This is a genomic window from Pseudoxanthomonas sp., from assembly GCF_035999195.1.
Lineage (GTDB): Bacteria > Pseudomonadota > Gammaproteobacteria > Xanthomonadales > Xanthomonadaceae > Pseudoxanthomonas_A.
This window is the reverse complement of the sequence record NZ_DASYGY010000009.1, coordinates 1779495-1805985: the sequence shown is the minus strand read 5'-3', so window position 1 is coordinate 1805985 and position 26491 is coordinate 1779495. Positions and strand designations below refer to the sequence as shown.

The window sequence follows — 26491 nt, the reverse complement described above, 5'->3', positions numbered from 1 at the left end:
GGCCCGCTATCCTGTCGCCCTCCCGTCCGGAACGTTGCCCAATGCTTTCCCTGATCCAGCGCGTGACCCGGGCCTGCGTGTCCGTCGATGAGGTCGTCGTGGGCGCCATCGACGGCGGCCTGCTCGCGCTGGTGGCGATGGAGCCGGGCGACAGCGAGGCGCAGATCGCGCGCATGGCCGAGCGGCTGCTTGGCTACCGGGTCTTCGCCGACGACGCGGGCCGCATGAACCGCTCCCTCGCCGATACGGACGGCGGCCTGCTGCTGGTCAGTCAGTTCACGTTGGCGGCGGACACCCGCTCCGGCATGCGTCCCAGCTTTACCACGGCCGCCCCGCCCGCCGATGCTGAACAGGGCTTCAACCGTCTGGTCGCGATCTGCCGGCAAAAACATTCGGGAAGGGTGGAAACCGGGCGTTTCGGTGCCCATATGGTGATCAGCCTCGTCAACGACGGGCCCGTGACCTTCCTGCTCCGCCCCTGACGTTGCCCTCTTGACGGGCGTCGCCCGACAGAGCCCAACCCGGTCCGGGCTGGTATAATACGGGGTTCTCCCTTCCTCACTCCCGGTGGCGCAACCTCCATGGCCAACGAACGTCCTGCGCAGCAGTCCGACATCAAGCTCTTGATCAGCAAGGGCTTGGAGCAGGGCTATCTGACTTACGCCGAAGTCAACGATCACCTCCCGGACGACCTGGTCGACCCGGAGCAGATCGAGGACATCATCGGCATGATCAACGGCATGGGCATCGATGTCCATGAAGTCGCCCCCGATGCCGAAACCCTGCTGCTGGCCGACGGCAACACCGGCAATCGCGAAGTCGACGAGACCGCGGCCGAAGAAGCCGCCGCCGCGCTGACCTCGCTCGATACCGAAGGCGGCCGCACCACCGACCCCGTGCGCATGTACATGCGCGAGATGGGCACCGTCGAGCTGCTGACGCGCGAAGGCGAAATCGCCATCGCCAAGCGCATCGAGGAAGGCCTGGGCCAGGTGCAGGCCTCGCTCGGCAACTTCCCGTGGTCGATCGAACTGCTGCTGGAAGAGTACGAACTGCACAAGGCCGGCAAGAAGCGCCTGGCCGAAGTGGTGGTCGGCTTCAACGACATCGAGGAGCCGCCCGTCGAAGTGCCGGCGGCCGAAGAAGTCGTGGAAGCGGCGGACGATGCCGACGACGAGGACGATGCCGGCGACGATACCGCCGAGGAAGCCGCGCCGACCGGTCCGGATCCTGAAGAAGTCGCGCGCCGCATGCAGGTGCTGGCCGACGGCTACACCAAGTTCAAGAAGTCGTATGCCAAGAACGGTGCCGACAACAAGGCCGTGGCCAAGCTGCGCGCCGAACTGGCCGAGACCTTCGTCACCCTGAAGCTGCCGCTGCCGCTGACCGACACGCTGGTGCGCAAGCTGCGCGAGGTCGTGGCCCAGGTGAAGGACCACGAGCGCCGCGTGCTGCACCTGTGCGCCAACGTCGCCAAGATGCCGCGCAAGGAGTTCCTGCGCGCGTGGGAAGGCAACCAGACCAACCTCGGCTGGGTCGACGAAGTGCTGAAGCGCAAGCAGAAGTGGTCGTCCGGCCTGCGCGACGTGCGCGAGCAGATCGTCGCCGAGCAGGAAGCCACCATCGCCGTCGAACAGGCGATGCACCTAACGCTGGCCGACATCAAGGACATCAGCCGTGCGATGGCCTACGGCGAAGCCAAGGCGCGCAAGGCCAAGAAGGAAATGGTCGAGGCCAACCTGCGCCTGGTCATCTCCATCGCCAAGAAGTACACCAACCGCGGCCTGCAGTTCCTCGACCTGATCCAGGAAGGCAACATCGGCCTGATGAAGGCGGTGGACAAGTTCGAGTACCGCCGCGGCTACAAGTTCTCGACCTACGCGACGTGGTGGATCCGCCAGGCCATCACCCGCTCGATCGCCGACCAGGCGCGCACCATCCGCATCCCGGTGCACATGATCGAGACGATCAACAAGCTCAACCGCATTTCCCGCCAGATGCTCCAGCAGTACGGCCGCGAGGCCACGCCGGAGGAGCTGGCCAAGGAAATGGACATGCCCGAGGACAAGATCCGCAAGGTGATGAAGATCGCGAAGGAGCCGATCTCCATGGAAACGCCGATCGGCGACGACGAGGATTCGCACCTGGGCGACTTCATCGAGGACACCAACGTGGAGTCCCCGATCGAGAACACCACCAACATCAACCTGTCGGAAACGGTCCGCGACGTGCTCGCCGGCCTGACCCCGCGGGAAGCCAAGGTGCTGCGCATGCGCTTCGGCATCGACATGAACACCGACCACACCCTGGAAGAGGTCGGCAAGCAGTTCGATGTCACGCGCGAGCGCATCCGCCAGATAGAAGCCAAGGCGCTGCGCAAGCTGCGCCACCCGTCGCGGTCGGAGCAGCTGCGCAGCTTCCTCGACATCGACTGACGCGAAGCACCCAACGTCTGCACCAACGAAGCGCGGCCCTCAGGGGCCGCGTTTCGTTTTGGTGCGAAGCGCGACGTCCGGCGGCGTTCGCCTTTTCATCTTCATCACGCCGGCGTGATTAGACTACCGCCACCCCACGAGTCAGACCTCCGCGTGCAGCGACGGGACGCAGTCAGATCCGTCCTCGCCATGGCGTTGCTGGGCACCATGCCCCGCGTGATGGCGCAGGCCACTCGAGCAGCGAACACCGCTGCGACGCCCACACGATTCAATCTGGAAACGGTTCCACGCCTGGCGCGTGCGCTGGCTAGGCAGCCCTACCGCGCGCCAGACGAGCAGCTGCCGGCGTCGCTGGATACCGGCTACGACGCCTATCGCGACCTGCGTTTCGATCCGCAGCAGGCGCTCTGGCGCAAGGAGGCGCTGCCGTTCCAGGTGCAGATGTTCCATCGCGGCTTCCTGTTCAAGCAGCGCGTGGACCTGCACCGCGTACACGACGGTATCGCCACGCCCATCGCCTATTCGCCCGAGCTGTTCTCGTTCCCGCCGGGTGTCGATCCGGGCGTGCGCGACGACATCGGTTTTGCGGGCTTCCGCGTGCATACGCCGCTCAACCAGCCCGCGGTGTACGACGAACTGATCGCCTTTCTCGGCGCGAGCTATTTCCGTGCGCTCGGCAAGGGGCATGCCTACGGCCTGTCGGCGCGCGGCCTGGCGCTGGGCAGCGGCGATGCGGGCCCCGAGGAATTCCCGGTGTTCCGGGCGTTCTGGATCGAGCAGCCCGTGTCCGGCGCCGATCACCTGGTGGTGCATGCGCTGCTCGACAGCCCGAGCGTCACCGGCGCGTTCTGCTTCGACATGAAGCCCGGCATCGAGACAGTCATCGACGTGCAGTCCCGGCTCTATCCGCGTGCCGATCTGACGCGCGCCGGCATCGCGCCGTTGACCAGCATGTTCGAGTTCGACGCCGGCGATCGGGTCGGCACCGACGACTATCGTCCGGCGGTGCACGACTCCGACGGGCTGGCGATCTTCAACGGTGCCGGCGACCAGATCTGGCGTCCGCTGAGCAATCCGCGGCGCGTACAGGCAAGCGCGTTCGCCGACGAGCGACCGCGCGGTTTCGGCCTGATGCAGCGTAAGCGGGGATTCGCCGACTATGCCGACATCGAAGCGCGCTACCACCAGCGGCCGAGCCTGTGGATCGAGCCGATGGGCGACTGGGGCAAGGGTGCGGTGACGCTGGTCGAGATTCCCACCGGCGACGAATACCACGACAACATCGTCGCGTTCTGGCGGCCCCAGCAACCGCTGCGCGCCGGGCGCGAGCACCGTTTCGATTACCGCATGCACTGGTGCGACACGCATCGCTGGAAGGCCGACCTGGCGGTGGTGACCGATACGCGCATCGGGGCCGCCCCCGATCCCGCGCGGCGCCTGGTGGTGCTCGATCTGGAGGGCGGACGCCTGGCGTCGCTGCCGCGCGACAGCCGGTTGACGCCGGATGTGTGGGCGGCGCGCGGTGACGTGGTGGGCGCCGTGGTGTATCCCAATCCGGAGACGCAGGGCTGGCGCCTGAGTTTCGAGTTCCGCCCGCAGGCGCCGGGCGCGGACGATCGCGATGTCGAATTGCATGCACGCGTGCTGGAGGGGCACGCGCCGTTGTCCGAAACCTGGTTGTACCGCTGGAGCCCCTGACATGAGCGACGCCTCCCGTCCTCCATCATCGTCGCCTTCGTGGTTGCCACCCGAGTCGCCGTTGCCCATGCCGGTGCAGGATCTGCGCAGTGGCTGCCTGTCGCCGCGTCGTCTGCCGACATCGCCGACGGGAATAGCCGCGCGGCGCGCGCTGGTGATGGGCAATGCGGTGCTGATGACGCTCTTCGCCACCTACCAGATCTGGTGGGTGCTGCGGGGCGATGGCATCAGCGTGCTGGAAGGGGTGCTGCTGGCCCTGTTCGTCGCGCTGTTCGCGTGGATCGCGCTCTCCTTCTCCAGCACACTGGCGGGATTCGTGCTGCTGGTGTCGGGTCGCACGCAAGCGCTCGGCATCAATGAGCACGCGCCCTTGCCGGTGCTGGCCACGCGCACCGCCCTGCTGGTCCCGACGTACAACGAGGACCCGGGCCGTGTGCTGGCCGGCGTGCAGGCGATGCACGAATCGCTGGCCCGGACCGGGCAGGGCCTGTGCTTCGACTTCTTCATCCTCAGCGATACGACCGATCCGGACGTGCGCCATGAAGAAGCCGTGGCGGTACGCGCACTGCTGCACCGACTGGGGCCGGACGCGCGCGTGTTCTACCGGCGCCGCGAGAACAACACCGAACGCAAGGCCGGCAACATCGCCGACTGGGTGCGTCGCTTCGGCGCCGCGTATCCGCAGTTCCTGATCCTGGATGCGGACAGCCTGATGACGGGCGAGACGCTGGTGCGCTTGGCGGGGGCGATGGAGCGTCAGCCGACCCTCGCGCTGGTCCAGACGCTGCCGATGATCGTCAACGGCCGCACCTTCTTCGCGCGCATGCAGCAGTTCGCCGGACGGGTCTACGGTCCCGTGGCCGCGCACGGCATTGCGTGGTGGCATGGTGCGGAGGGGAACTACTGGGGCCACAACGCCATCATCCGCACCGTCGCCTTCGCGCGACACGCGGGGCTGCCCCGCCTGGGCGGCGGCAAGCCGTTCGAGGGCGCGGTGCTGAGCCACGATTTTGTCGAAGCCGCCCTGCTGCGTCGCGGCGGCTGGGCCGTGCACATGGCGCCCGGTCTCGGTGGCAGTTACGAAGAGGGGCCGCCGTCGCTGATCGACATGCTGGTGCGCGACCGCCGCTGGTGCCAGGGCAACCTGCAGCATGGCGCCGTGGTGCCCGCGCGTGGACTGCACTGGATCAGCCGCTTGCACCTGCTGGTGGGGATCGGCCACTACGCCACCGCGCCCATGTGGGCGATGCTGATGCTGGTGGGCCTGGCGATTCCGCTGCAGCAGGCGGGCTTCCACCTGGCGCAGCCGCATCTCGATGGCTTCACCCCGGCGCTGTACTGGCGCGGCGGCGATCCGGAGCGTTTCCTGTGGGTGTTCTATTTCACCATGTCGGTGTTGCTGGCACCGAAGGCGATGGGCTGCATCGCCACGATGCTCGATGCGTCCCTGCGCCAGCAATGCGGCGGCGCGGTGCACATCGCCGGCAGTGCCGTGCTGGAAACGCTGATGGCGGCGTTGATGGCGCCCGTCACCATGTACGTGCAGTCGCGAGGCGTGGCCGAAGTGCTCGCCGGACGCGATTCGGGCTGGGAACCGCAACGGCGCGACGACGGCAGCGTGCCGCTGTCCAGCCTGGTGCGCCGTTACGCCGGCCTCAGCCTGTTCGGCGCGTTCAGTGGGCTGATGGCCTATCTGGTCTCGCCCGCGCTGGCGGCGTGGATGGGCCCGGTGGTGCTGGGCATGGTGCTTGCCGTACCGATCAACCTGCTGACCGCATCGCCCGCGCTGGGCGACCGCCTGCGCCGCGCAGGCTGGTTGCGCACGCCGGAAGAAGCCGCGCCACCCGCGATCCTCACCCGCGCGCTGGAACTGCGCTCGCCGCCTCGCCAGGACCCGTCGGCCGACACCGCCTCCGGTACAATCCCGGCCGCGCAGGGCCTATAGCTCAATGGTTAGAGCAGAGGACTCATAATCCTTTGGTTCCAGGTTCGAGTCCTGGTGGGCCCACCAACACTGTCCAAGAGTTTGCCGTTCTTCCTGCTGCGCGTCTTTTCTCCTTATGTCTCGCTACTCCCGCAACATTTGCGGGGTCTGGCCACGATTAGGGGTATGCCTCTGATCGTGGGCGGTCCAACCTGATCGGCGCCCGCGCGGGGCAGGGCAGGCTTCGACCCGCGTGATTCGTCTAGGCTCGCCTGCGCAGTTTTGCGGGCAACGCCTGATGGATAGCACTGGCGGCAATCGCAGCATGACCAAAAGCTACCGCGATCTGATTGAGATCGGTCACCACGTCGCCAATGGCATAGAGTCCGGCAATCGAGGTCTCCATGCGTTCATCGGTCATCACCGCTCCTTGTGCGTCAATCTTCGCTCCGGCATCGCGCGCCAAGTCGCCGCGCGCCGGTGCACCCATGGCGGCATACACGAGATCGAAGCGATGGGTACGCCCTGTCAGGTCGGTGACGTCCCAACCTCCTTCGGTACAGGTCAACGTCTGTAGCGGCGGAAGAACAACGACACCGTTCGCATCGGGCTGTCGTGAGGCTTCCGGATTCCCTCCCTCCGTAGGTACGACGGTGACGTCTGCGGAGAATGTGGACAGGTAATGCGCGTTGGAAACCGCTCTGTCCAAAGGCCCGACGACGGCGATGCGTTGGTCCGTGGCTTCATACCCGTCGCACAACGCGCATGACCTGAGCAGGCCGTTGCGCAATGCCGCCTCGGGATCGCCCGAGACCAAGGTGGGCAGATGATCGACCACGCCTGTAGCCAGCAACACTATCGGGGCGTGCCACGCCTGACCATTGGCCTCTACCCGCCATCCTGTCCTGGTCCGTTCCAGGAGGTCGGCCCGAATGTGGTGAATCGTTGCCGCGTACGTGGATGCCTGGTCACGCAATCTGCGAAGCAATTCGGTGCCCGAAACGCCCATGGGGAACCCGGGACAGTTATGGCTCTCAGGTATCCAGCGGGCGCGGCTACGGCCATCGTCGAATACGACCACGTGCCGGTGAAGCCGTCTGAGGTAAGTGGCGGCGGTCAGACCGGCCGGACCGCCGCCTACGATGATGCAGTCGAGTTCCATCGAAAAGGTCACCGGAGGGACTGGCAGCAGCCTGCCACGTAACGCTGAATGTTGCACGCCATGGCGCGCCATTCTCGCAAGCTTGGATAACGAACGTCCGCAGCTCGTCGCGCGACGAACGCGGTGGCCCAGGAAACGTGATCACAAGCTTTCCACGAGAGCTTCGAGAGCCTGCGCATTGCGCTTCTGGCGCCGTCGACGGCGCCGGAATAGCCAGTGTGCGGGAGCCGAGCATCAATCACGTCCAGGAGGAGCATCGTATGCGTTTCCCACGTCTCGGCAGGTCCGAAGGCAAAGGGTGGCGGCACAAGAAGGCTGCTATTCGCCGATGCGTCGAAGCGGATCCAAGCTTGCTGCTACCGACCACCGAGCTCAGATTGGCGCGACTGTTCGAGACGCTCTCGGAGCGCGACCAGCGGCGGGCCCGCCGATACATCGCTCGAATCTCTTCGGCATGCCATACCGTGAAAGTAGTGCCGCAAGCTGCCATGCACTCGTAGGAAGTTGCCCACGCCCTCGAAACGCGACGGGATCCCTTTCCGCCCTCTGGTAGGCGTTCTGCTCGACTGTGGTCGTGCAAGGAACACGTGATTGCGGCGTCTCACCATGCGCATCATGTCGCGGCATGCCGCAGGTATTTCTATGCTGAATCGACCGGCATCGAACCTTCCGGAAACATTTGCTCTTCACCAGGCAGGGCACACCATCCGTCTGCCGACATATTCCGTGTCGGACAACGGAGAACCGAAATGGGCCAGGGTCAGAACAACCAGAACCAGAACCAGCAGAACGAGCGCGACCAGGACCAGAACCGCCAGCAGAACGAGCAGCAGAACCGCGAGCAGCAGGATCGCAACCAGCAGAACCGGAATCAGCAGGATCCTGAAGAGGAATAGCGCCAGGAGCTACAGGGTCGCTGATGCAATGCGTGAAAGAAAGGCCCCGCTCGGGGCCTTTTCTGAGTCCGGACCCCGCTTGAGAAGAGGCATGTCACCGAAGCTCGGTTCCACCGTGTGGCGCTTGGCTAGTAACGGCAGCCTGCCATTACGCAGGGTCGTTCGCGCCAGTTGAACCAGACACGGATATCGATCGACGGTCTCGGCGGGTGGTCCCAAGGTGCATGCAGCGCGATGGTGGCATCGGCGAGATCGGTTGGCACCGTCGCATGGGGCGATCCGCAGCAGGCCGGGGCTGCGCGTGGGCCAACTGAACGAGGCGCTGCCCCGGCCTGTTCGGTCAGCCCGTAGCGCCAGCCCCCGGGCCCGCACCCAGCTCCGCCCCGGTCACGGGATTGGAGTCCGGATCCGACGTGGTTCTGGCGGCCATCGCCTCCAGCGCGGCCTGCTGCGCCTCCTCCAGAACCACCGAGGCACGGCCATCGCCGCCGTCGACGGCAGCCTGTGCGTCGCGGTCGTCGATCCGTTCCCACGATTCGCCGCTGTTCCAGGGTCCCCGCACATCGCCTTCGCCCTGGGACATGTCGTAGAAGATGTCGGTGAACGCGGGATCGCCGGGCAGCTTTCCGGGAGGGAAGTTCGGCGTGATGGCGTACAGCGCTTTCTCGAAGGATTTCTGGTGCGCCACTTCGCGTGTCATCAGGAACGTCAGTGCGTCCTTGATGCCGGGGTCGTCGGTCACGTTGATCAGACGCTCGTATACCAGCTTGGCCCGCGACTCTGCCGCGATGTTGGAACGGAGGTCCGCCGTGGGATCACCGATGGTATCGATGTAGGCGGCTGTCCAGGGAACGCCACTGGAATTCACCAGCGCAGGTCCGTTGCCATAGAGGATCGACTCGGTCTGGCTGGTGCTGTTGCCGCTCAGCGTACGCATGGCGGCCATCTCTTCGAGGCCTTCGGCCATATCGGCCTTGGCGCCCTTGCCGAGCATGGTGATGATCGAACCAATGATTTCGAGATGGCTCAGTTCTTCCGTTGCGATGTCGTAGAGCAGATCTTTCCTGCCGGGATCATCCTCGGCCAACGCCTGCGTGAAGTAGCGCATCGCAGCGGCCAACTCGCCCTGCGGACCGCCGAACTGCTCCAGCATCAAGGTCGCGAGTAGAGGGTCCGGCTTGGCCACGCGGACGGTGTATTGGAGACGCTTGTTGTGCATGAACATGAGGGGCTCCTGGAGGTTGTCGCGCCGACGCGCTGACGGAACCGAATCTAGGAGCGCCATGGTGATGCGGATATGACGAGGAAAATGCGTTGGCGCGTACCAGACGGATACACAACCTCCTCATGCGCACACGCCAAGAATGCTCCGGCACATTCCGTGCCATATGGAGACCGAAATGAACAAGTTCCGCGCCGTTCTATTGCTGCTCGCCCTCTGCGCTGCGGTTGCCCTCGCCGGTTGTCGGAACGACAACAACGACAGCAATCCGAACGATGCCGCGACGGAGACCGTCTGATCCATGGCCGCCGATGGCGAGCAGGGTGGCACGGACGCGCTCGGCCGCTTCTGGGTATCGCGCCATCGCCTGACGGGCTGGCTCGGTGCCGTCATCCTCATCGGTGGTACGGCCTCCCTCATGTCGCATGCCTGGAGCGCGGTGGCGGCGAACGTCGCCATGCAGCAGGCTTTGTTGGGGGGATCGATAGCCGCCATGGCGACTGCATTGGGAGCGTGTCCGGTCCTGCTGTCGAGACGGTTGTCGGAACGCTGGCTGGATGCCTTGCTGGGCTTCGGGGCCGGCGTCATGTTGGCGGCCTGTGCCTTCTCGCTGATCCTTCCTGCATTGGAGGTAGCGCGCGGGCTCCCGCTTTCAATCGAGGGCGTATCGCCCGCGAGTGCAATCGTTGGAGTGGCGGTCCTGGTTGGCAGCGTATCGATGATGGCCGTGGATCGCTTGCTTCCCCATGAGCACTTCATCAAGGGTGTCGAAGGCGCAGCCTCCAACAGGGTGGGGCGGACATGGTTGTTCGTGGCGGCCATCGCGCTGCACAACCTTCCGGAAGGGCTGGCCATTGGCGTCGGATACGCCAATCCCGAGGGGCTGCCGCAGGCGAACGCGCTTGCGCTTGGCATCGCCATCCAGGATGTGCCGGAGGGGTTGGTGGTGGCGATCGCACTCCTGGCTGCCGGCTACCGGCGCCTGACGTCCGTCGCCATCGGGGCGGCCAGCGGCGTGATCGAGCCGATAGGGGCGGTGCTGGGCGCCGCCGTGGCAACGCAGTCGCTGGCGGTGCTCCCGTGGGGTCTGGGATTTGCGGCAGGTGCCATGCTGTTCGTCATCAGCCACGAGATCATCCCGGAATCCCATCGCAAGGGGCATGAACGTCTCGCGACCACCGGCCTGATCGCGGGCTTCGTGTTGATGATGATGCTGGACACTGGGCTCGGGTAAGGGCGCTCCTCAACCGACGACATCCTTTGCGCTTTGCGTCGGACATTCTGGAGTCCCACACGCCGCTTCACTTTCTGCCCACGCGATGCCTCCTACGGTGGCATTCGCCATGCCGGGCACTGTATGCCGCAGGAGCGGCGCTCCACGCGAAAACCCATCGGAGATACCACGATGACCGACGACAAGCGCAACGTAGGGTCGCCCGACCGCGACCGCATCAATCTGGGCGAGGATTACGAGGTCCAGTACTGGTCGAAGGAACTGAGGGTCACACCGGAGAGGCTTCGTTCGGTCGTGGAGGCCGTCGGCCCGAGCGTGAAGGCGGTGCGGGAACATCTCGGCGCCTGAAGACGTGACGCTGCAGGACTATCGGCGCAAACGGCGTTTCGACAGGACGGCCGAGCCGGAGCCGGGTGCGCTTCCGCGCAGGGCCGGGCGTGCCATCTTCGTTGTCCAGTTGCACCATGCGAGCCGACGGCACTACGACTTCCGCCTGCAGGTCGGGGATGCCCTGAAGAGCTGGGCGGTCCCGAAAGGCCCGAGCTACGATCCCGGCGTCAAGCGCATGGCGGTCGAGGTGGAAGACCACCCGTTGGACTATGCGACATTTGAAGGCGAGATTCCCAAGGGCCAGTATGGCGGTGGCCACGTTGCCCGATTCGATCAGGGGGTGTGGGCGACCGAAGGCGATCCTGAGGAGCAGCTGGCAAAGGGCCACCTCCGGTTCGAGCTGTTTGGCGAAAAACTGAAGGGTGGCTGGCATCTGGTGCGGTCGGGCAGACCGGCCAGGCAGCCACAGTGGCTGCTCTTCAAGGACAAGGACGAGTATGCGGGCACATTGGAAGCGGACGATCTGCTCGCTGATGTGGCCGCTGCACCCGAGGAAGACCTCAAGCGCGCTGGCAGTGGAAAGCGTGCAAAGAAGAAGCTCAGCGCCTTGCCGGCGACCCGCAAGGGCCGCAGGAAGGACTGGGCCGCGCTTGCAGGTGCGTTGACGAGGGCGAAGAAGTCGAGGCCGCCGAGCTGCCCGTTCGAGCCCCAATTGGCCAAGCTTGGAGACACGCCGCCGGAAGGCGAGCATTGGATCCACGAACTCAAATGGGACGGGTATCGCATCCTGACGACGATTGCCGGGGGCCGCGTGCGATTGTGGTCGCGCAACGCGAAGGAGTGGACGGACAAGATTCCGGAGATTCGCGCGGCCATCGAACGACTTGGCCTTGCGTCGGCGGCGCTGGATGGTGAGCTGATCGCAGGGGCGGGCACCAAGCAGGATTTCAATCTTCTGCAGGCCACCTTGTCCGGCGAGCGCCAGGGCGCACTCACCTATGCGCTCTTCGACCTGTTGCACCTGGAGGGCGTGGATGTGACGGCCGCGCCACTTCTCGAGCGCAAGACGCTGCTGCAGGCGGTATTGGAAAACGCGCCGCGCCACCTCGCCTTCAGCTCGCATATCGAAGGGGAGGGAAGCGCCGCATACGACCTGGCCGGCAGGCGGCACTTCGAAGGCATCATTTCCAAGCGCGCCGACCGAGGTTACCAGGGAGGGCGTAGCGACGACTGGCGGAAGACCAAACGGCTGGCTTCCGATGAATTCGCCGTGGTGGGTTACACCGCGCCCAAAGGTCGTCGCACCGGCTTCGGCTCGCTGCTGCTTGCGCGCCCCGACCCGGAGCATGGCTGGCGTTACGCAGGCCGGGTGGGCACGGGCTTCGATGACGAACGCATGCGCCAGGTTACCGGCCTGCTGAGCGAGGGTGGCAGCAGGAAACCCACCGCCCATGTCGGCACGACCGACACGGACCTGCGTACCGCCACGTGGTTCGCGCCCCGGTTCGTCGTCGAGGTGTTCTATCGCGGTGTCGGGCGACAGGCGCTGCTCCGCCAGCCTTCGCTGAAGGCCGTGCGCCCGGACAAGGACATCGCCGATCTCATCGATACGGACAGAGGGAACACCATGGGCACCACGAAAGCAACCAGGCCACGCAAGCCAGCGACGCCGCAGCGCGGAAAGGCGCCGCCCGCCGCCCAGCTGCCGACGCTGTCCAGCCCAGGCAAGATGCTGTTCCCGGATGACAGGATCACCAAGCAGGACGTCTGGGACTACTACCTCGCCGTCGCCGAGCATCTTCTGCCGGAAATCGAGGGCAGACCGGTATCGATCATCCGATGTCCTTCCGGTATCGCGAAGCCATGCTTTTTCCAGAAGCACATCACGGCAGGTCTGGAACGGGTCGCTGCCGTCAGTCTGAAGGAGGAGTCGGGGGTCGCGGCCGACTATCTGGTAGTCGAGGACGTGCCGGGCCTGATGGAACTCGTGCAGTTCAACGCGCTGGAGTTCCATCCGTGGGGCTCGCATGCGGTCGCGCCGGAGCGCGCCGACCGGGTGGTGTTCGATCTGGACCCGGGGCCCGGTGTTCCCTTTTCCGAGGTCAAGCGCGCCGCCGTGGACATCCGCAAGCTGCTGGCGCAGCTCGAACTCGAATCCTTTCTCCGCGTGTCGGGCGGAAAAGGGTTGCATGTCGTCGTGCCGCTGAATCCCGGGTGCGACTGGGACCTGACCAAGCGCTTCGCGCACGGGTTCGCGGACGCCCTGGCGCAATCGGAGCCTCAGCGCTTTCTGGCCACGGCAACCAAGAGCAAACGCAACCGCCGCATCTTCGTCGACTATCTCCGCAATGGTCGTGGCGCGACGGCCGTGGCGTCCTACTCCATGCGGGCCCGTCCTGGCGCGCCCGTCGCCATGCCGTTGAGCTGGAGCAAGCTGGCCAAGCTCACCCGATCCGACGCGTTCACCATCAATGACGTGCCCGCGAAACTGAGAAGGCGTCGCAAGGATCCGTGGGAAGGTATCGGAACGCTCAAGCAGAATCTGTCACGGTGGAGCGATGGCGGGTAGGGCCTCCGCACCTGGCCATCTCGAGGAGCTCGGGGTGGGCGACGACGAACTCGCCACGACCGTCTGGACCATCGGGCATTCCACGCGGACGCTCGATGCCTTCGTGGGCCTGCTCCATCACCATGGCATTGCGGCCATCGCAGACGTGCGCCGATTTCCCGGCTCTCGCCGCTATCCCTGGTTCGGTAGCGAGGCCATGGCGGCGAGTCTCCGCTCCGCCGGCATCGCGTATCGATGGCTGCCACAGCTCGGCGGCAGGCGGCGACCGCGGAAGGATTCGCCGAACGGCGCATGGCGGAATGCCGCCTTCCAAGGCTATGCCGATCATTTGGCCAGCGCCGAGTTCGCGGAAGGACTTGCGCAGGTCGTCGCGCTGGCGCCGCAGGCGCGCACCGCGCTGATGTGCGCGGAGTCGTTATGGTGGCGGTGCCATCGGCGCCTGATCGCAGACCTGCTGGTGCAGCGCGGATGGACGGTACTGCATGTTCTGGACGAGGATGCGCCAAAACCCCATCCGCTGAATGTCGATGCGCGCATTCGGGATGGCGTACTCGTTTACCCGCCGAAGACGTGATCAACGCGATCCGGTCCAGCGGGTCACATCCTCTTCAAGCCGACCACGCAACACTGGCGACGTGGCTCGCTTCCCATCCTCGCCGGACGAGCCGCTTTGACAGGGCCGGTGTCCGCACCGGCCCTGTCTCTCCGGATTGACGCCGTGTTGACCCGGGACATGCCCCACTGCCTGTTGGTCCCTTGTCGGAGCACGCGATGGGTCGGTTCGATTCAGAAAGATTCCGTGAGCTACTGGAACGCCTGCGGCCCGCTGGCGGTGTCGCACGATGCCTGCACTATCCGGGCATGACCCCGATTCCCGAAGGGTTCGACCGCTACGCCAGGCACGACGCACACGTGAGGGGATTGGCGTGGAGAGACGTGTGTCCGGCGTACGCACTGGCGCTGGTATCCCGCGGCAGCTACGCGCTGCCGCAGGACGATACCGAGATGGAGGTGCTCTGGGACGAGCTGGGCGGTGATTCCACACGCGTGTGGCCGGAGGTCAGGGACGTGGTGGCGCGCGCCTGGACGTGGCTGGATGCGCACCACCCGGACGCGCCCGCGCCCGGTTCGGGTGGGTAGGCCGCATGGCGCGCCGGAAGAAAGCCCTCAGGATTGCGACCTTCAACGTCAACGGCATCAACACCCGGCTGCCGCACCTGTTGACCTGGCTGGAGCGGGAGCAGCCCGACATCGTCGGCCTGCAGGAGTTGAAGGCCGTGGATGCGGCGTTCCCGCAGGCTGCGTTGGCGGACGCGGGCTATGGCGCCATATGGCAGGGCCAGCGATCATGGAACGGGGTAGCGCTGCTCGCACGCGGACAGGAACCGGTGGAAAGCCGACGGGGACTGCCCTGGAGTCCTGGCGACGACCAGAGCCGGTACATCGAAGCGGCGGCGCACGGGATCATCGTCGGCTGTCTCTACCTGCCCAACGGCAATCCCCAGCCCGGTCCCAAGTTCGACTACAAGCTGAAGTGGATGGGCAGGCTGCAGCGGCATGCGCAGTCGCTCGTCGATCTCCCGCACCCGGTCGTGCTGCTGGGGGACTTCAACGTCGTCCCCACGGACGAGGACATCTACGATCCCAAGAGCTGGCGGAAGGATGCGCTGCTGCAGCCTGCATCCAGAGAGGCCTTCGCCACGCTGTTGCAGCAGGGATGGACGGACAGCATTCTGGAGATCCACGGGCCGGGCAGTCGCATCTACACGTTCTGGGACTATTTCCGCCAGCATGCAGAGCGGGATCGCGGGCTGCGTATCGACCACCTGCTCACCAATCCCGTGCTCGCGAAGCGCCTGATCGATGCGGGTGTGGACCGCTGGGTCAGGATGCTGGAAAAGGCCAGTGACCACGCGCCCACGTGGATCGAGGTCAAACGCTGATCGACGCGTTCACCCGCTGCGACCAGGATGGTGCTGGCACGTCGGGCAGAAGAAGGTGCGTCGCCTGCGCGTGCCGAGTTCCTCCAGCGTAAGCGGTCCGCCGCAGGCTGGGCACGTCTTCTTCGCATGCACCTGCCAGTGGCGCTTGAGTACGCCCGCCTTCTTCCACGCCAGGAAGTCGAAGCTGTAGTCACGCGCCTGCGCGATCAGGCGGCCCAGCTGGCGCGGCGGAATCCGGCCGACCGGCGTGGCGGGGTGCAGCCGGATACGGAACAGCACCTCGTTCTTGATGATGTTGCCGACGCCCGCGAAGATGTCCTGGTCCAGCAAGGCGTCGCACACCAGGACATCCGGCTGTGCGCGAAGCTTGGCGCGTGCGCGGGTCGCGCTCCATTCGGGTGACAAGACATCTGTCCGCCAGTCGTAGACCTCGTCCAGCGGTTCCTCGATGTACTTGAGGGACGACGCATAGACGTTCAGCACGCCATTGTCGAAGCGTAGCGATACCCGGGGGACGGCCGGCTTCTCGTCATCGATCCGGTAGGAGCCGAACAGCAGCATGTGCACGCGCAGGCTGAACCCGCTGAACTCCAGCAGGAAATGCTTGCCCCAGCTCCTGACCGACCGCACGCGTCGGCCCTGCATGCGTGCGATATCGAGCGTACTGTTGCCGGTGACGGCGCGGACGGTCTTGCCGCGGAACTTCGCGGCGGCCTCCCGCATGATGACCAGGGAAGGACCTTCAGGCACGTCCCCGTTTCCTTGCTGCGCGGGTACGCACGATCTCCTGCAGCCGCGCTGCATTGGCCGTGGCGAAACCGTGGGCCGTGTTGTCGAAGATGATCCAGGGCGAGGTCGCCGCCTGGCTTGCCGCGATGTCGGCGGCAAGCGCCGCCAGCGCTGCTTCGTCATAGTCGCTGTAATACATGCGTGGCGCGCCGTGCCAGCGCCAGTACGGCCAGCCTGGATGGCCGCCCGGTGTGGCGGCGGCAGGCACCACCGCGGGATCGGCCGCGACGCGGCTGATTCCGTGCTCCCTCATCAATGCGTCGGCCTTCTCCGTGAACCAGCTGGCATGGCGCGGCTCGCAGGCACAAGGCGCCTGGGTGCGACGCCGCAACAGGCGGAAGAAGACGGACGCCACGCGGGCATCGAATGCATGTGAGGGCGGCAGCTGCAGCAGGTAGCCGCCCAGGTGTCGTCCGAGCCCCCTTGTCTGTGCCAGGAACGCCTCGAGCGGGGGAGCGGCGCCCCGCAAGGCCAGGTCGTGGGAAATCAACCGCGGCAGCTTGACGGAAAAGCGGAAGCCGGCAGGCACCGACGCCGCCCATCGCGCATAGGTTTCCAAACGATGCGGCCGATAGAACGAGGAGTTGATCTCCACGATCGGGAAGCGCGTGGCATAGCGGGACAGCACGCTGCTGCCCTCGCCGAAGAGCGTCCGGTACGGGCGCGGTGTCGCCCAACCCGCGCATCCGACACGCGCCGCCTTCACGGGAGCCGCCGGGTGTTGCTGCAGGGGGCGATTCAGGGCGTCAGTACGACCTTGCGGCATTCATCCTCGCGATCGTTGAACATCTGGTATCCGCGCGCAGCATCGTCCAGCGTCATGCGGTGCGAGATGATCGCCTCCGGTGCCAGTCGCCCCTCACCGATCGCCTCCAGCAGCTCGGGCATGAAGCCCTGCACGTGGGTCTGCCCCATCTTGAAGGTCAGGCCCTTGTCGAAGGCGTCGCCGAACAGGAAGCCGTGGATGAAGCCGGCGTACACCCCCGGCACGCTGACCGTTCCGCCCCGGCGGGTGGCGGCGATGCACTGGCGGAGCGCCTTGCCGCTCGAACCCTCCAGCTTCAGTGTGGTCAGCAGGGTTTCGGTGGCGCTGCCCTTGGCCTCGAAACCCACGGCTTCGATGCTGGCATCGACGCCGCGTCCGCCGGTGGCTTCGATGATCGAGCCGGCGGGGTCGTCGTCGTCGTCGAAGTTGATCGGAATGACGCCATACGTCGTCTTCGCGAAGTCCAGGCGGTACGGGTTGTGGTCGATCATGAAGATCGTTTCCGCCCCGAGCATGCGTGCGCAGGCGGCTGCCATGTAGCCTACGGGTCCCGCGCCGAAGATGGCCAGTGTCGAGCCTTGCTTGACGCCTCCATTCAGCACCGCCTGGTAGCCGGTGGGCAGGATGTCCGAAAGGAACAACACCTGCTCGTCGCTCAGTACATCCGGTACCGGAAGCGGTCCGACATTCGCCTTCGGTACCCGCACGAATTCGGCCTGCCCGCCGGGGACGCCGCCATAGAGGTGGCTGTAGCCGAACAGCGCCGCGGGAGGCTTGATGTTCTTGGGGTTCATGGAAGCCCCGCGCCCGGTGTTGGTGGTCTCGCAGGCGGAGTACTCGTTGAGCAGGCAATGGAAGCATTGCCCGCATGCGATGACGAAGGGAATCACCACGCGATCGCCCCGCTTGACGCGGGTGACGGCAGATCCGGTGTCCTCGACGATGCCCATGAACTCATGGCCGAGGATGTCGCCATCCTTCATGCCGGGAATCTTGCCGCGGTAGATGTGCAGGTCGGAGCCGCAGATGGCGGTAGCCGTGACACGCAGCAGGATGTCGTCGGCCTCGACAATGGAGGGGTCGGGTACCGTCTCCACGCGGACGTCTTTGGAGCCCTGGTAGGTCAACGCTCTCATGGCATGCATCTCATAACGGGCGGATCTCAAAGCTCCCGCATCGCCGGTCAACAGGTTGTGAGCACGCAACGACGATGTCGGTGAGACGTGTTGGCCGCCGCTTCTTCATAACCTCACCATGCCGCCGTCACTAGGGTGGAGCCTCACTCATTCCAAGGCGAGCACCCGCGATGGCCATCAAAGACATGCAGGACCTCTTCATCCATGAACTCTCCGACATCTACAGCGCCGAGAAGCAACTGACGAAGGCGCTTCCCCGTCTTGCACGCGCGACCTCGAACCCCGATCTCGCAGAGGCGTTCACCTTCCATCTGGAAGAGACGCAGGGACAGATCGAGCGCATCGACACACTGGTGGAGGAGTTGGGCATCAAGCTCAAGCGCATCAAGTGCGCGGCGATGGAGGGACTGGTGGAAGAGGGCAAGGAGGCCATCGAGTCCATCGAGGAAGGCCCGCTGAGGGATGCCGCGCTGATCGCCGGTGCGCAAAAGGCCGAGCACTATGAGATCGCCAGTTACGGCACGCTGGCCGCCCTCGCCAAGCAACTGGGCCACAGGAACGCACTGGCCGCCCTGCTGGAGACCCTGGAGGAAGAGAAAGCCACCGACGAGAAGCTGACGATGCTGGCCGAGCAGGGCGGCAATCAGGCGGCGGCAGAGGACTGAACGTCATGCGTCGCCCCCGCGCGGACTCCATGATCGAGATGGATCAGCTCGAGCGAAGGTTCGATCATCTCGGCCATGGGGCGGTGGTCACCGATTTTTCAGCGATCGTCCGGGAGTGCGACCGCGTGGTCGCACTCCTGCCCGCCGCAGACCGATCCTGGGCCCGCGAGCGCATCGAACAGCTGCGCGCCCGCCTCCACCACAGAACGCCGGAGAGCGGCGGCGATCAGGCACACGGCGCTGCGCAAGACCCGAACGGACACGTCGCGCCAGGAAAAGACCGACGCCTGCCATGAAGACCGCGCGTACCCATCCCGTCTGGCGGGACGTCATGGCGGAAACCGCGTCCTGGTGGCGCGACGCACCTCCGCAGGAGCCGGACGTGGTCGTCATCGGTGCCGGCGTAGCCGGGCTGAGTACCGCGCTGCAGCTTGCGCGGGCCGGGCGCGATGTGTGCGTCCTTGAGCGTCATGGCATAGGGTCGGGAGAGACGCTGCGGACCAGTGCACATCTCGCCTCGGCGCTGGATGATCGGTTCACCGCGCTGGCGCGCTATCACGGTGAGGAGGGCGCAAGGCAGGCCGCTGCCAGCCACGCCGCCGCGATCGACTGGATGGCGGACATCGCCCAAGCCGGGAACATCGACTGCGACTTCCAGTATGTGCCGGCTTTCCTCTTCTCGTGCCACAAGCGAACCGACGACCTGGCGGATGAAGCGCAGGCGGCGAGCCAAGCCGGTCTGCATGCCGTACTGCAGGCCGAGGGGCTGGCGTCGCTGCCTGCGCTGGGGCCCGTGATTCGTTTCGAGCGGCAGGCTCGAGTGGACATCGGGTCCTACCTGTTGGCGCTGGCACGACAGGCCCGCGACGCGGGTGTCGTGTTCGTGCGTGCGGATGTCACCGGCGTAACGGGCGGCTCGCGACCGGAGATCGCGTGCCGGAACGGTAGGGTGTTGCGCGCCCGGGCCGTGGTCGCGGCGACCAATGTGCCTGTCCACGACACGGGCGCGACCTACCTGAAGCAGGCCGCGTACCGCACGTACGTGGTGGTCGGCTGTGCACCGGAGGGGAGCATTCCGGATGCGCTGTACTGGGACGATGGGGATCCTTACCACTACGTCCGTTTGCGCAGGCCGGACGAGGGCGATGGCGCGGACGTCGAAATCCTCGTCGGAGGCGGCGACCACAAGACCGGACAGGACGATGATCCGACCGTCTACGCGCGCCTGCAGGACTGGACGCGCGTCCACTTCCCTTCGGTCACGCGCTTCACGCATGCATGGTCGGGCCAGGTCCTCGAGCCGATCGATGGACTGGCGTTCATCGGTGCCGATCCCGACAACGAAAATGTGTTCCTGGTGACCGGCGATTCCGGTAACGGGCTGACGCACGGCACGGTGGCCGCGATACTGCTTGGCGACCTGATCGCCGGACGCGACCACCCTTGGGCGGCGCTGTACGCGCCGGGGCGCCATCGCCTGAAGAGTGCGCCCACGTGGTTGCGTGAGAACGCAAACGCTGCGTTGCAGTACCGCGACTGGCTGGCACCGTCGCACGAGCAGGCGCTGGCAGTACTCCCGCGCGGGAGCGGGGTCGTCGTCCGTCGCGGTGTGCACCGTGTTGCGGTGTATCGGACCGGCGACGGCGCGCTGAACGCGCACAACGCGCGGTGCACGCACTTGGGATGCGTGGTCCGCTGGAGCAGCGAAGAGAAGTCATGGGACTGTCCCTGCCATGGCTCGCGTTTCGATGCGGCGACGGGCGGCGTGCTCAACGGTCCCGCGAGTGAGCCGCTGGAGCCCTTCGACCTGCACGGGGATGACGCGCGTGACGCGGACATCCCGTGACCGCCACGCTGTGGGGCTTGTATGCGGGATACCTGCTCTGGCTGCTGGCCGGCTGCGTCGACTTCCATTGCCATCGCCGCACGGATCTCGCGCAGACCTCCGGCTTGCGGGAGTCGGTCCTTCATCTGCTGCAGACCGGCCTGATGGGCGTCATGTTGGTGGCATGGATGCTGTTCCAGCCCAGCCTGGCGCTGGCGATGCTGATGGGCGTACTGGTACTGGCGCACGCGATGGCCGGCTACGCGGACACGCGGGTCGCATGGCCACGCAGGGCCATCACGCCGCTCGAACAGCACGTGCACAGCGTGCTGGATACCGCCCCATGGATCGTCCTCGGCGTCGTGCTGTACCGCGATGGCGGCCTGGCCATGCAGCAGGGCTGGGACTGGGCGTGGCGTTCCCAGCTGCCGCCGGCCTCAGCGTGGGCGGCGGTGCTGGCGCCTGCGTTGCTGTTGTGCGTGCTGCCCTTGCTGCAGGAGCTTCGGGCGGCGTGGCGGGCGCGCGGCGAGCCGGGTGCTCATCCATAGGCCGGCAGCGAAGGCCGCGTAGACGGCCACCATGCCCGCCGGCCCCACTTTGTGTTCGAATCCGGGGCTCAGCCGCCGTGGCACCACGTGGTAGTCCACCGCGTAGGCCAGGGTGGCGATGCCCGCCGCACGTACGGCACGACCGCTTGGCGAGGCACCGGCCGGTCGCGTGGCTTCGTACCCGGTGGCCCAGAGGAGAGAGCTGGCGTGATGGATGACATAGCCGACGGCCGTGTGCCGCCAGGAGAGCGCACGCGCGAAGCGGGCCCGCGGATACCAGAGCCACTGGCTGGTGGCGTTGGTGCCGGTGGCGGCCGAGCCGACGCGCCACCGGCTGCAGGCCGAGACCGCGAGCGTCGACAGCACGCTGGCGATGCTGCCGCTGCGGACCACATCGCGCCAGCGGACAGGAGGTTGCGCGTGCTGGTGGCCGGCGGTCGCGGCATGATCGGGTCTCGGCTGGTACGTGCGCTTGGTGAGCGGGGTCATGAGGTGATCCTGGCGACGCGCGGCGGCAGTGGCAACGGCGTGGTGCTGGATTTCGCGCACATGCCCAGCCAGGCCGAGCTGATCCGCGCGCTGAGGGGTATCGACGTCGTCATCAATGCGGTCGGTATCTTCCGCGCCTCAGGGAAGCAGAGCTTCGATGCACTGCATGTGAAATCGCCGGCGTGCCTGCTGGAGGCGGCGCGCGCGGCGGGGGTCCGCCGGTTCGTGCAGCTGTCCGCGCTCGGCGCCGATGCCGCGTCGTCGATTGCGTACTTCGCCAGCAAGGGCGAGATGGATGCTCGCGTGCTGGCATCGACTTCACCTGCGGGCATCGTCGTACGCCCCTCGTTGGTGTTCGATCCTCGCGGTGCCAGCACCCGCTGGTTCGCGATGCTGGCCGTCCTGCCGGTCACGCCGTTGCCTGGCGGTGGCCGGCAACCGGTGAAGCCGGTGCATGTGGAGGACTTGGCGGAGGTCGTGGTGACGCTTGCCGAGGCGGGGACTGCCGGTATGTGCCTGGATGCGGTGGGGCCCCGTGCCCTGCGACTGCGCGACTATCTGCAGCACTTCAAGCGATGGCTCGACGCGGGCGGCCTGTTCGTTACGGTACCTGCGTGGTTGGCAAACGTCGCCGCAGGCGTCGCCAGATGGCTGCCGCAGGCGCCGTTCGACCGGGATGCGCTGCGGATGCTGGAGCAGGGTAACGTCGCGGCCGCCGACGGGATGGTGCAATGGCGTGGCGCCGCGTTGCGTGATCCGGCGGATTTCACGAAAGACGCATCGGACCTGCGCACGACGGCGTGGCTGGGCTGGCTGCTGCCCACCATGCGGATCACGGTGGCGGCGATGTGGATAGTGACGGCGCTGGTATCGCTGTGGGGATATCCACGCGAGGCCAGCCTTGCGCTGCTGGCGCGCACCGGGCTGCAGGGCGAATGGGCCACGACTGCGTTGTGGAGTGCGGCACTGCTGGATCTCGTGCTGGGCCTGGCGGTACTGCGGCCCCGATGTCGCACGCTGGTCTATCTTTTCCAGGGGCTAGTGGTGGCTACCTACACCCTGATCATCACCGTGTGGCTGCCCGAGCAATGGCTGCATCCCTACGGCCCCGTGCTGAAGAACGTTCCCCTGCTCGCCATGATCGCCTGCCTGTGGGCGCTGGACCGTGGACATGGACCTGATCCTCGTTAAATACGTACATGTGCTGTCGTCGACGTTGTTGTTCGGCACCGGCGTCGGGACGGCGTTCTACCTGCTGGTCGTCAGCCTCACCCGGGACGCCCGCGTGGTCGCCGTCGTGGCGCGCTACGTGGTGGTCGCGGACTGGCTGTTCACGGCCACCACGATCATCATACAGCCGGTCACGGGCCTCTATCTGGCACACCGGCTGCAGATCCCGTGGGGCACGCCATGGCTGTACTGGTCGCTGGTGGCGTTCGTTATCGCCGGAGCGTGCTGGCTGCCGGTGGTGTGGCTGCAGATCCGCCTGCGCGACATCGCCGTGCAGGCCGCCGCTGCGGGTCAACCCCTGCCGGCTCGCTACAGTGCCTACCTGGGATGCTGGGCGGCGCTGGGCGTGCCTGCCTTGATCTCGTTTCTCGCGATCTTCTTCATGATGGTCGCCCGTCGTGTGCCTTTCGCAGGCTGACGTACTCCTTCACATTCTGTTGTCCCCGCCAAGCGAAGAGTCGGTCATCGGATCTGCAGGCGATCGACATGTCTTCACGCACCTCGTTCCTCCACCGCAACGGCTTGTCGCTGGTACTGCTCGCGTTGTTTCTCGGCTTCTGGGTGGCGCAGGTCATCACCGGGCATGCCGCGTACAACCAGGAGCGTCTGGATCAAGACCTGACGCTGCTCTCGCTGTCGGCTTACCTGCGAAGCGGGCACTTCATTTCTGCCACCTTCGAGAACTGGGAAAGCGAGTTCCTGCAGATGGGCATGTATGTGTTGCTGACCGTAAGCCTGCGCCAAAGAGGCTCCGCGGAGTCGCGGCCGCTCGATCCGGAGCAAGAGGAGGAGCGTATCGAGGCAGGTTCCGCCCCTTGGCCGGTGCGCATCGGGGGTGTCTGGAAGACGTTGTACGCCCACTCGCTGTCGATGGCGTTCCTGCTGCTGTTCTCAATGACCTTCGTCCTTCACAGCTGGGGCAGCTGGCTGCTCGAGAACGAGGAGCGCGCAGCTCAGGGGCAGGTTTCCCTTTCCTGGACAGCGCATCTGCTGGACAGCCAATTCTGGTTCGAGTCGATGCAGAACTGGCAGAGCGAGTTCCTCGCGGTGCTGTCCATCGTGGTCCTGTCGATCTTCCTGCGCCAGGACAAGTCGCCCGAATCCAAGCCGCTGCGTGCGCCACATTCGCAGACGGGGACCTAGCGCTTTCATAAGCTCTTCCCATGGCGGATGGGAGGGTACCGGCATGGACGCCCTGCTGCTCTCCCGCATCCAGTTCGCCTTCGTCATCAGCTTTCATGTGCTGTTCCCGGCTTTCACGATCGGGCTGGCGAGCTGGCTGGGCTTCCTGGAGTTCCGCTGGCTGCGCACGCGCGACACCGTTTGGCGCGACCTCTACTTCTTCTGGCTGAAGGTCTTCGCCGTCTCGTTCGGCATGGGCGTGGTCAGCGGGATCGTGCTGAGCTTCCAGCTGGGCACCAACTGGGCGGGTCTGAGCCGGTTCGCAGGGGCAGTCCTGGGGCCGCTGCTGGGCTACGAGGTACTCACCGCGTTCTTCCTTGAGGCCAGCTTTCTCGGCGTCATGCTGTTCGCCTGGTCACGCGTGCCCCCGTGGCTGCACTTCCTGTCCACCTGCATGGTGGCCCTGGGTACGTTGCTGTCCACGTTCTGGATCCTGTCGGCCAACAGCTGGCTGCACACACCGCAGGGCCACGAGATCGTCGATGGCATCGCTCGCGTCGTGTCCTGGCGCGAGGTCATCTTCAATCCGTCGTTTCCCTACCGCCTGGTGCACATGACACTGGCCGCCTATCTCACCACATGCTTCGTCATCGGCGGCGTGGCCGGGTGGTATCTGCGCAAGGGCATGCATACCGATCCCGCGTGGCGCATGCTGCGGCTGGCGACGGTGTTCGCACTGATCACGGTACCGCTGCAGATCGTGGCCGGTGATCTGCATGGCCTCAACACGCTGGAACACCAACCGGCGAAGGTGGCCGCGATCGAGGCGCACTGGCGGCCGGCGCCTCCAGGGGAGGGCGTACCTCTGGTGCTGTGGGCGGTGCCGGACGAGACCGCCGCACGCAACCGTCAGGAGGTGGCGGTACCGAAACTGGGCAGCCTGGTGCTGACGCGCTCGTGGGATGGCGCGGTACCGGCGCTGGAGACGTTCGCGCCGTCCGAGCGTCCACCGGTACGGCCGGTGTTCTACGCCTTCCGCATCATGGTCGGCATCGGTACGCTGATGCTGCTGCTGGCGCTGGTGTCGGGATGGTCGTGGTGGCGCGGACGACTGCGGGAGAGCCGCAGGCTGCACGTGGCCTGGAATCTGATGCTGCCGGCCGGCTTCGTGGCGATCATCGCGGGCTGGTTCGTCACCGAGATCGGGCGCCAGCCGTGGCTGGTGTACGGCCTGCTGCGCACGGCATCCGCGGTCAGCGAGGTGAGCGCGACCAGCGTCGCCCTGTCCCTGGTCGTCTACGTGCTGGCTTACGCGATCGTGTTCGGTTTCGGCTTCGCCTACCTCTACCGCATGCTGCGTCGCGGTCCGCTCCCGCACGAACCCGAACCGGACACGGAAGAGGGCGAGCGTACGCCGGCGCGGCCCATCAGCGCATCCGATGCGTCGCTGGAGGATGGCTGATGGACGTGGCGTACTGGTTGCCCGTAGCCTGGTTCGCGGTCATCGCGTTCGGCGTCTTCATGTACGTGGTGCTGGATGGCTTCGTCCTGGGGCTGGGCATTCTGGTCCCATTCGCACGGGACGAGGCGCAGCGCGATCTGATGATGAATACCGCCGCGCCGATCTGGGACGGCAACGAGACATGGCTGGTGCTCGGGGGAGCCGGACTTCTCGCGGCGTTTCCAGCGGCATATGCCACGATCCTGCCCGCGCTGTACCTGCCTGTGTTGATGATGCTGGTGGCGCTGGTGTTCCGCGGCGTCGCGTTCGAGTTCCGGTTCAAGGCCCAGCGCACGCGGTGGCTGTGGGGTTGGGCCTTCGCCGCCGGATCGTTGTGCGCGGCGTTCTGGCAGGGGGTGATCCTGGGTGCGCTGGTTCAGGGGCTGCCGGGCGTTGGCGACGGGGCCTGGGCCTGGCTGCGGCCCTTCGCGTTGATGACCGGATGCGCGCTGGTCGCGGGCTACGCCTTGCTGGGCGCGACCTGGCTGATCCTGAAGACCACCGATGAGGTGCAGCGGCTGGCGCGCCACTGCGCGCGCCCGCTGGTCGTCGTCGTGGCGGGCTTCATGGCACTGGTCAGCGCGGGCCTACCCTTTCTGAGCGCGCGCGTGATGGAACGCTGGTTCACCGGCGGCGCGTTCTGGCGACTGGCGCCGGTCCCGATGCTCGCCCTTGTGGCGGTATGGCTGCTCTGGCGGGTCACCGTCCGCGAGGGACGCGACGCGCGCCCGTTCCTGCTGGCGCTGCTGCTGTTCGCGCTGGCCTATGCGGGCCTGCTGCTCGGCCTGTGGCCATTTCTGGTGCCGCCGGTGCTGACGATATGGGATGCCGCGGCACCGCCGTCGTCGCAAGGTTTCTTGCTGGTGGGTGTGGTGTGCCTGTTGCCCTTGATCCTCGGATACACGGCATGGTCGTACTACGTGTTCCGCGGCAAGCTCCAGCCCGGCCAGGGATATCACTGATCGATCACAACCTTTCCACCTCGTTGCCGGCAGATTGGAACGCCC

General features: G+C 66.0%; 25 protein-coding genes, 1 tRNA gene and 2 pseudogenes. 23 read left to right on the top strand and 5 right to left on the bottom strand.

What is annotated here, in order from left to right:
* The first annotated feature begins 41 nt into the window (after nucleotides 1-41).
* The 5 genes from dtd (at nucleotide 42) to VGN58_RS15470 (ending at nucleotide 6144) form a co-directional block, all read left to right on the top strand.
* Entirely contained in the window at nucleotides 42-482 is a 441-nt protein-coding gene (gene dtd / locus VGN58_RS15490; RefSeq protein WP_327484074.1) for a D-aminoacyl-tRNA deacylase, read from the top strand.
* A 99-nt stretch (nucleotides 483-581) separates the two neighbouring features.
* A complete protein-coding gene (gene rpoD, locus VGN58_RS15485) occupies nucleotides 582-2435 on the top strand; it encodes an RNA polymerase sigma factor RpoD (protein WP_327484073.1) in 1854 nt (617 codons plus the stop codon).
* A gap of 189 nt (nucleotides 2436-2624) precedes the next feature.
* Nucleotides 2625-4133 carry a glucan biosynthesis protein G gene (locus VGN58_RS15480; protein ID WP_327484072.1) on the top strand — a complete coding sequence of 503 codons (1509 nt, stop codon included), beginning with the start codon at nucleotides 2625-2627 and terminating at the stop codon, nucleotides 4131-4133.
* Nucleotide 4134: 1 nt separating this feature from the next.
* Nucleotides 4135-6078 (top strand): glucans biosynthesis glucosyltransferase MdoH, encoded by a 1944-nt coding sequence (gene mdoH, locus VGN58_RS15475; RefSeq protein ID WP_327484071.1) that lies wholly within the window; start codon nucleotides 4135-4137, stop codon nucleotides 6076-6078.
* Nucleotides 6069-6144, top strand: a tRNA-Ile gene (locus VGN58_RS15470). The genes mdoH and VGN58_RS15470 overlap by 10 nt, the downstream gene beginning before the upstream one ends.
* Before the next feature lie 175 nt (nucleotides 6145-6319).
* On the opposite strand, the gene VGN58_RS15465 is transcribed toward VGN58_RS15470, so the two are convergent.
* Entirely contained in the window at nucleotides 6320-7219 is a 900-nt protein-coding gene (locus VGN58_RS15465; RefSeq protein ID WP_327484070.1) for an NAD(P)/FAD-dependent oxidoreductase, read from the bottom strand.
* Between the two features lie 749 nt (nucleotides 7220-7968).
* Between VGN58_RS15465 and VGN58_RS15460 the strand changes: the two genes are divergently transcribed.
* Nucleotides 7969-8115 (top strand): hypothetical protein, encoded by a 147-nt coding sequence (locus tag VGN58_RS15460; protein ID WP_327484069.1) that lies wholly within the window; start codon nucleotides 7969-7971, stop codon nucleotides 8113-8115.
* A 340-nt stretch (nucleotides 8116-8455) separates the two neighbouring features.
* Here the strand turns inward: VGN58_RS15460 and VGN58_RS15455 are convergent, their stop codons facing one another.
* Nucleotides 8456-9340 carry a manganese catalase family protein gene (locus VGN58_RS15455; RefSeq protein ID WP_327484068.1) on the bottom strand — a complete coding sequence of 295 codons (885 nt, stop codon included), beginning with the start codon at nucleotides 9338-9340 and terminating at the stop codon, nucleotides 8456-8458.
* 298 nt (nucleotides 9341-9638) lie between these two features.
* Here VGN58_RS15455 and VGN58_RS15450 point away from each other — a divergent pair, with 298 nt between their 5' ends.
* From VGN58_RS15450 to xth, 7 genes and pseudogenes are all read left to right on the top strand, one after another.
* Complete coding sequence (locus VGN58_RS15450) at nucleotides 9639-10571, top strand: ZIP family metal transporter (protein WP_327484066.1); 933 nt, start codon at nucleotides 9639-9641, stop codon at nucleotides 10569-10571.
* 171 nt (nucleotides 10572-10742) lie between these two features.
* A complete protein-coding gene (locus tag VGN58_RS15445) occupies nucleotides 10743-10919 on the top strand; it encodes a DUF3606 domain-containing protein (protein WP_327484065.1) in 177 nt (58 codons plus the stop codon).
* Between the two features lie 4 nt (nucleotides 10920-10923).
* A pseudogene (locus VGN58_RS18385) lies at nucleotides 10924-11337 on the top strand (DNA polymerase ligase N-terminal domain-containing protein); the annotation flags it as partial.
* A gap of 264 nt (nucleotides 11338-11601) precedes the next feature.
* Nucleotides 11602-13470 (top strand): annotated as a pseudogene (ligD, locus tag VGN58_RS15440) (DNA ligase D); the annotation flags it as partial.
* A complete protein-coding gene (locus VGN58_RS15435) occupies nucleotides 13460-14044 on the top strand; it encodes a DUF488 domain-containing protein (protein WP_327484063.1) in 585 nt (194 codons plus the stop codon). The pseudogene ligD and the gene VGN58_RS15435, both read left to right, overlap by 11 nt.
* 287 nt (nucleotides 14045-14331) lie before the next feature.
* On the top strand, nucleotides 14332-14610 hold the full coding sequence (locus tag VGN58_RS15430) for a hypothetical protein (protein ID WP_327484062.1): 279 nt from the start codon (nucleotides 14332-14334) through the stop codon (nucleotides 14608-14610).
* Between the two features lie 5 nt (nucleotides 14611-14615).
* Nucleotides 14616-15413, top strand: coding sequence for an exodeoxyribonuclease III (xth, locus tag VGN58_RS15425; RefSeq protein WP_327484061.1), 798 nt, complete (start codon nucleotides 14616-14618; stop codon nucleotides 15411-15413).
* Between the two features lie 9 nt (nucleotides 15414-15422).
* Here xth and VGN58_RS15420 read toward each other — a convergent pair whose 3' ends face one another.
* From VGN58_RS15420 to VGN58_RS15410, 3 genes are read right to left on the bottom strand one after another with little or no spacing between them, the layout of a single operon-like run.
* Nucleotides 15423-16163 carry a DNA-formamidopyrimidine glycosylase family protein gene (locus tag VGN58_RS15420; protein ID WP_327484060.1) on the bottom strand — a complete coding sequence of 247 codons (741 nt, stop codon included), beginning with the start codon at nucleotides 16161-16163 and terminating at the stop codon, nucleotides 15423-15425.
* Nucleotides 16156-16968, bottom strand: a complete 813-nt coding sequence (locus VGN58_RS15415; RefSeq protein ID WP_414710806.1) for a DUF72 domain-containing protein — start codon at nucleotides 16966-16968, stop codon at nucleotides 16156-16158. Before VGN58_RS15415 ends, VGN58_RS15420 begins: the two co-directional genes overlap by 8 nt.
* Nucleotides 16941-18104: a zinc-dependent alcohol dehydrogenase gene (locus VGN58_RS15410; protein ID WP_327484058.1), complete on the bottom strand. Its 1164-nt coding sequence runs from the start codon at nucleotides 18102-18104 to the stop codon at nucleotides 16941-16943. Before VGN58_RS15410 ends, VGN58_RS15415 begins: the two co-directional genes overlap by 28 nt.
* A 170-nt stretch (nucleotides 18105-18274) precedes the next feature.
* On the opposite strand from VGN58_RS15410, the gene VGN58_RS15405 reads away from it, so the two are divergent.
* From VGN58_RS15405 to cydB, 10 genes are all read left to right on the top strand, one after another.
* The gene (locus VGN58_RS15405; protein ID WP_327484057.1) at nucleotides 18275-18769 is read left to right on the top strand and encodes a ferritin-like domain-containing protein; all 495 of its coding nucleotides are present in this window, start codon (nucleotides 18275-18277) and stop codon (nucleotides 18767-18769) included.
* Between the two features lie 29 nt (nucleotides 18770-18798).
* Complete coding sequence (locus tag VGN58_RS15400; protein WP_327484056.1) at nucleotides 18799-19065, top strand: hypothetical protein; 267 nt, start codon at nucleotides 18799-18801, stop codon at nucleotides 19063-19065.
* Nucleotides 19062-20615, top strand: coding sequence for an FAD-dependent oxidoreductase (locus VGN58_RS15395; protein ID WP_327484055.1), 1554 nt, complete (start codon nucleotides 19062-19064; stop codon nucleotides 20613-20615). The genes VGN58_RS15400 and VGN58_RS15395 overlap by 4 nt, the downstream gene beginning before the upstream one ends.
* Nucleotides 20612-21142 (top strand): hypothetical protein, encoded by a 531-nt coding sequence (locus VGN58_RS15390; protein WP_327484054.1) that lies wholly within the window; start codon nucleotides 20612-20614, stop codon nucleotides 21140-21142. The genes VGN58_RS15395 and VGN58_RS15390 overlap by 4 nt, the downstream gene beginning before the upstream one ends.
* A 232-nt stretch (nucleotides 21143-21374) precedes the next feature.
* Nucleotides 21375-21590, top strand: coding sequence for a hypothetical protein (locus VGN58_RS15385; RefSeq protein WP_327484053.1), 216 nt, complete (start codon nucleotides 21375-21377; stop codon nucleotides 21588-21590).
* Nucleotides 21563-22822 carry an SDR family oxidoreductase gene (locus tag VGN58_RS15380; RefSeq protein WP_327484052.1) on the top strand — a complete coding sequence of 420 codons (1260 nt, stop codon included), beginning with the start codon at nucleotides 21563-21565 and terminating at the stop codon, nucleotides 22820-22822. The genes VGN58_RS15385 and VGN58_RS15380 overlap by 28 nt, the downstream gene beginning before the upstream one ends.
* Nucleotides 22803-23279, top strand: coding sequence for a DUF2269 domain-containing protein (locus VGN58_RS15375; protein WP_327484051.1), 477 nt, complete (start codon nucleotides 22803-22805; stop codon nucleotides 23277-23279). Before VGN58_RS15380 ends, VGN58_RS15375 begins: the two co-directional genes overlap by 20 nt.
* 68 nt (nucleotides 23280-23347) lie before the next feature.
* On the top strand, nucleotides 23348-24004 hold the full coding sequence (locus tag VGN58_RS15370; RefSeq protein ID WP_327484050.1) for a DUF6766 family protein: 657 nt from the start codon (nucleotides 23348-23350) through the stop codon (nucleotides 24002-24004).
* Between the two features lie 43 nt (nucleotides 24005-24047).
* A complete protein-coding gene (locus VGN58_RS15365) occupies nucleotides 24048-25445 on the top strand; it encodes a cytochrome ubiquinol oxidase subunit I (protein WP_327484049.1) in 1398 nt (465 codons plus the stop codon).
* Nucleotides 25445-26446: a cytochrome d ubiquinol oxidase subunit II gene (gene cydB / locus VGN58_RS15360; RefSeq protein ID WP_327484048.1), complete on the top strand. Its 1002-nt coding sequence runs from the start codon at nucleotides 25445-25447 to the stop codon at nucleotides 26444-26446. The genes VGN58_RS15365 and cydB overlap by 1 nt, the downstream gene beginning before the upstream one ends.
* Nucleotides 26447-26491: the final 45 nt, after the last annotated feature.

Excerpts from the sequence above, each read along its gene's own strand:
- dtd (WP_327484074.1), top strand. The coding sequence starts at position 42 with ATGCTTTCCCTGATCCAGCGCGTGACCCGGGCCTGCGTGTCCGTCGAT.
- rpoD (WP_327484073.1), top strand. The coding sequence starts at position 582 with ATGGCCAACGAACGTCCTGCGCAGCAGTCCGACATCAAGCTCTTGATC.
- VGN58_RS15480 (WP_327484072.1), top strand. The coding sequence starts at position 2,625 with ATGGCGTTGCTGGGCACCATGCCCCGCGTGATGGCGCAGGCCACTCGA.
- mdoH (WP_327484071.1), top strand. The coding sequence starts at position 4,135 with ATGAGCGACGCCTCCCGTCCTCCATCATCGTCGCCTTCGTGGTTGCCA.
- VGN58_RS15465 (WP_327484070.1), bottom strand. The coding sequence starts at position 7,219 with ATGGAACTCGACTGCATCATCGTAGGCGGCGGTCCGGCCGGTCTGACC.
- VGN58_RS15460 (WP_327484069.1), top strand. The coding sequence starts at position 7,969 with ATGGGCCAGGGTCAGAACAACCAGAACCAGAACCAGCAGAACGAGCGC.
- VGN58_RS15455 (WP_327484068.1), bottom strand. The coding sequence starts at position 9,340 with ATGTTCATGCACAACAAGCGTCTCCAATACACCGTCCGCGTGGCCAAG.
- VGN58_RS15450 (WP_327484066.1), top strand. The coding sequence starts at position 9,639 with ATGGCCGCCGATGGCGAGCAGGGTGGCACGGACGCGCTCGGCCGCTTC.
- VGN58_RS15445 (WP_327484065.1), top strand. The coding sequence starts at position 10,743 with ATGACCGACGACAAGCGCAACGTAGGGTCGCCCGACCGCGACCGCATC.
- VGN58_RS15435 (WP_327484063.1), top strand. The coding sequence starts at position 13,460 with ATGGCGGGTAGGGCCTCCGCACCTGGCCATCTCGAGGAGCTCGGGGTG.
- VGN58_RS15430 (WP_327484062.1), top strand. The coding sequence starts at position 14,332 with ATGACCCCGATTCCCGAAGGGTTCGACCGCTACGCCAGGCACGACGCA.
- xth (WP_327484061.1), top strand. The coding sequence starts at position 14,616 with ATGGCGCGCCGGAAGAAAGCCCTCAGGATTGCGACCTTCAACGTCAAC.
- VGN58_RS15415 (WP_414710806.1), bottom strand. The coding sequence starts at position 16,968 with ATGCCGCAAGGTCGTACTGACGCCCTGAATCGCCCCCTGCAGCAACAC.
- VGN58_RS15410 (WP_327484058.1), bottom strand. The coding sequence starts at position 18,104 with ATGAGAGCGTTGACCTACCAGGGCTCCAAAGACGTCCGCGTGGAGACG.
- VGN58_RS15405 (WP_327484057.1), top strand. The coding sequence starts at position 18,275 with ATGGCCATCAAAGACATGCAGGACCTCTTCATCCATGAACTCTCCGAC.
- VGN58_RS15400 (WP_327484056.1), top strand. The coding sequence starts at position 18,799 with ATGATCGAGATGGATCAGCTCGAGCGAAGGTTCGATCATCTCGGCCAT.
- VGN58_RS15395 (WP_327484055.1), top strand. The coding sequence starts at position 19,062 with ATGAAGACCGCGCGTACCCATCCCGTCTGGCGGGACGTCATGGCGGAA.
- VGN58_RS15375 (WP_327484051.1), top strand. The coding sequence starts at position 22,803 with ATGGACCTGATCCTCGTTAAATACGTACATGTGCTGTCGTCGACGTTG.
- VGN58_RS15370 (WP_327484050.1), top strand. The coding sequence starts at position 23,348 with ATGTCTTCACGCACCTCGTTCCTCCACCGCAACGGCTTGTCGCTGGTA.
- VGN58_RS15365 (WP_327484049.1), top strand. The coding sequence starts at position 24,048 with ATGGACGCCCTGCTGCTCTCCCGCATCCAGTTCGCCTTCGTCATCAGC.
- cydB (WP_327484048.1), top strand. The coding sequence starts at position 25,445 with ATGGACGTGGCGTACTGGTTGCCCGTAGCCTGGTTCGCGGTCATCGCG.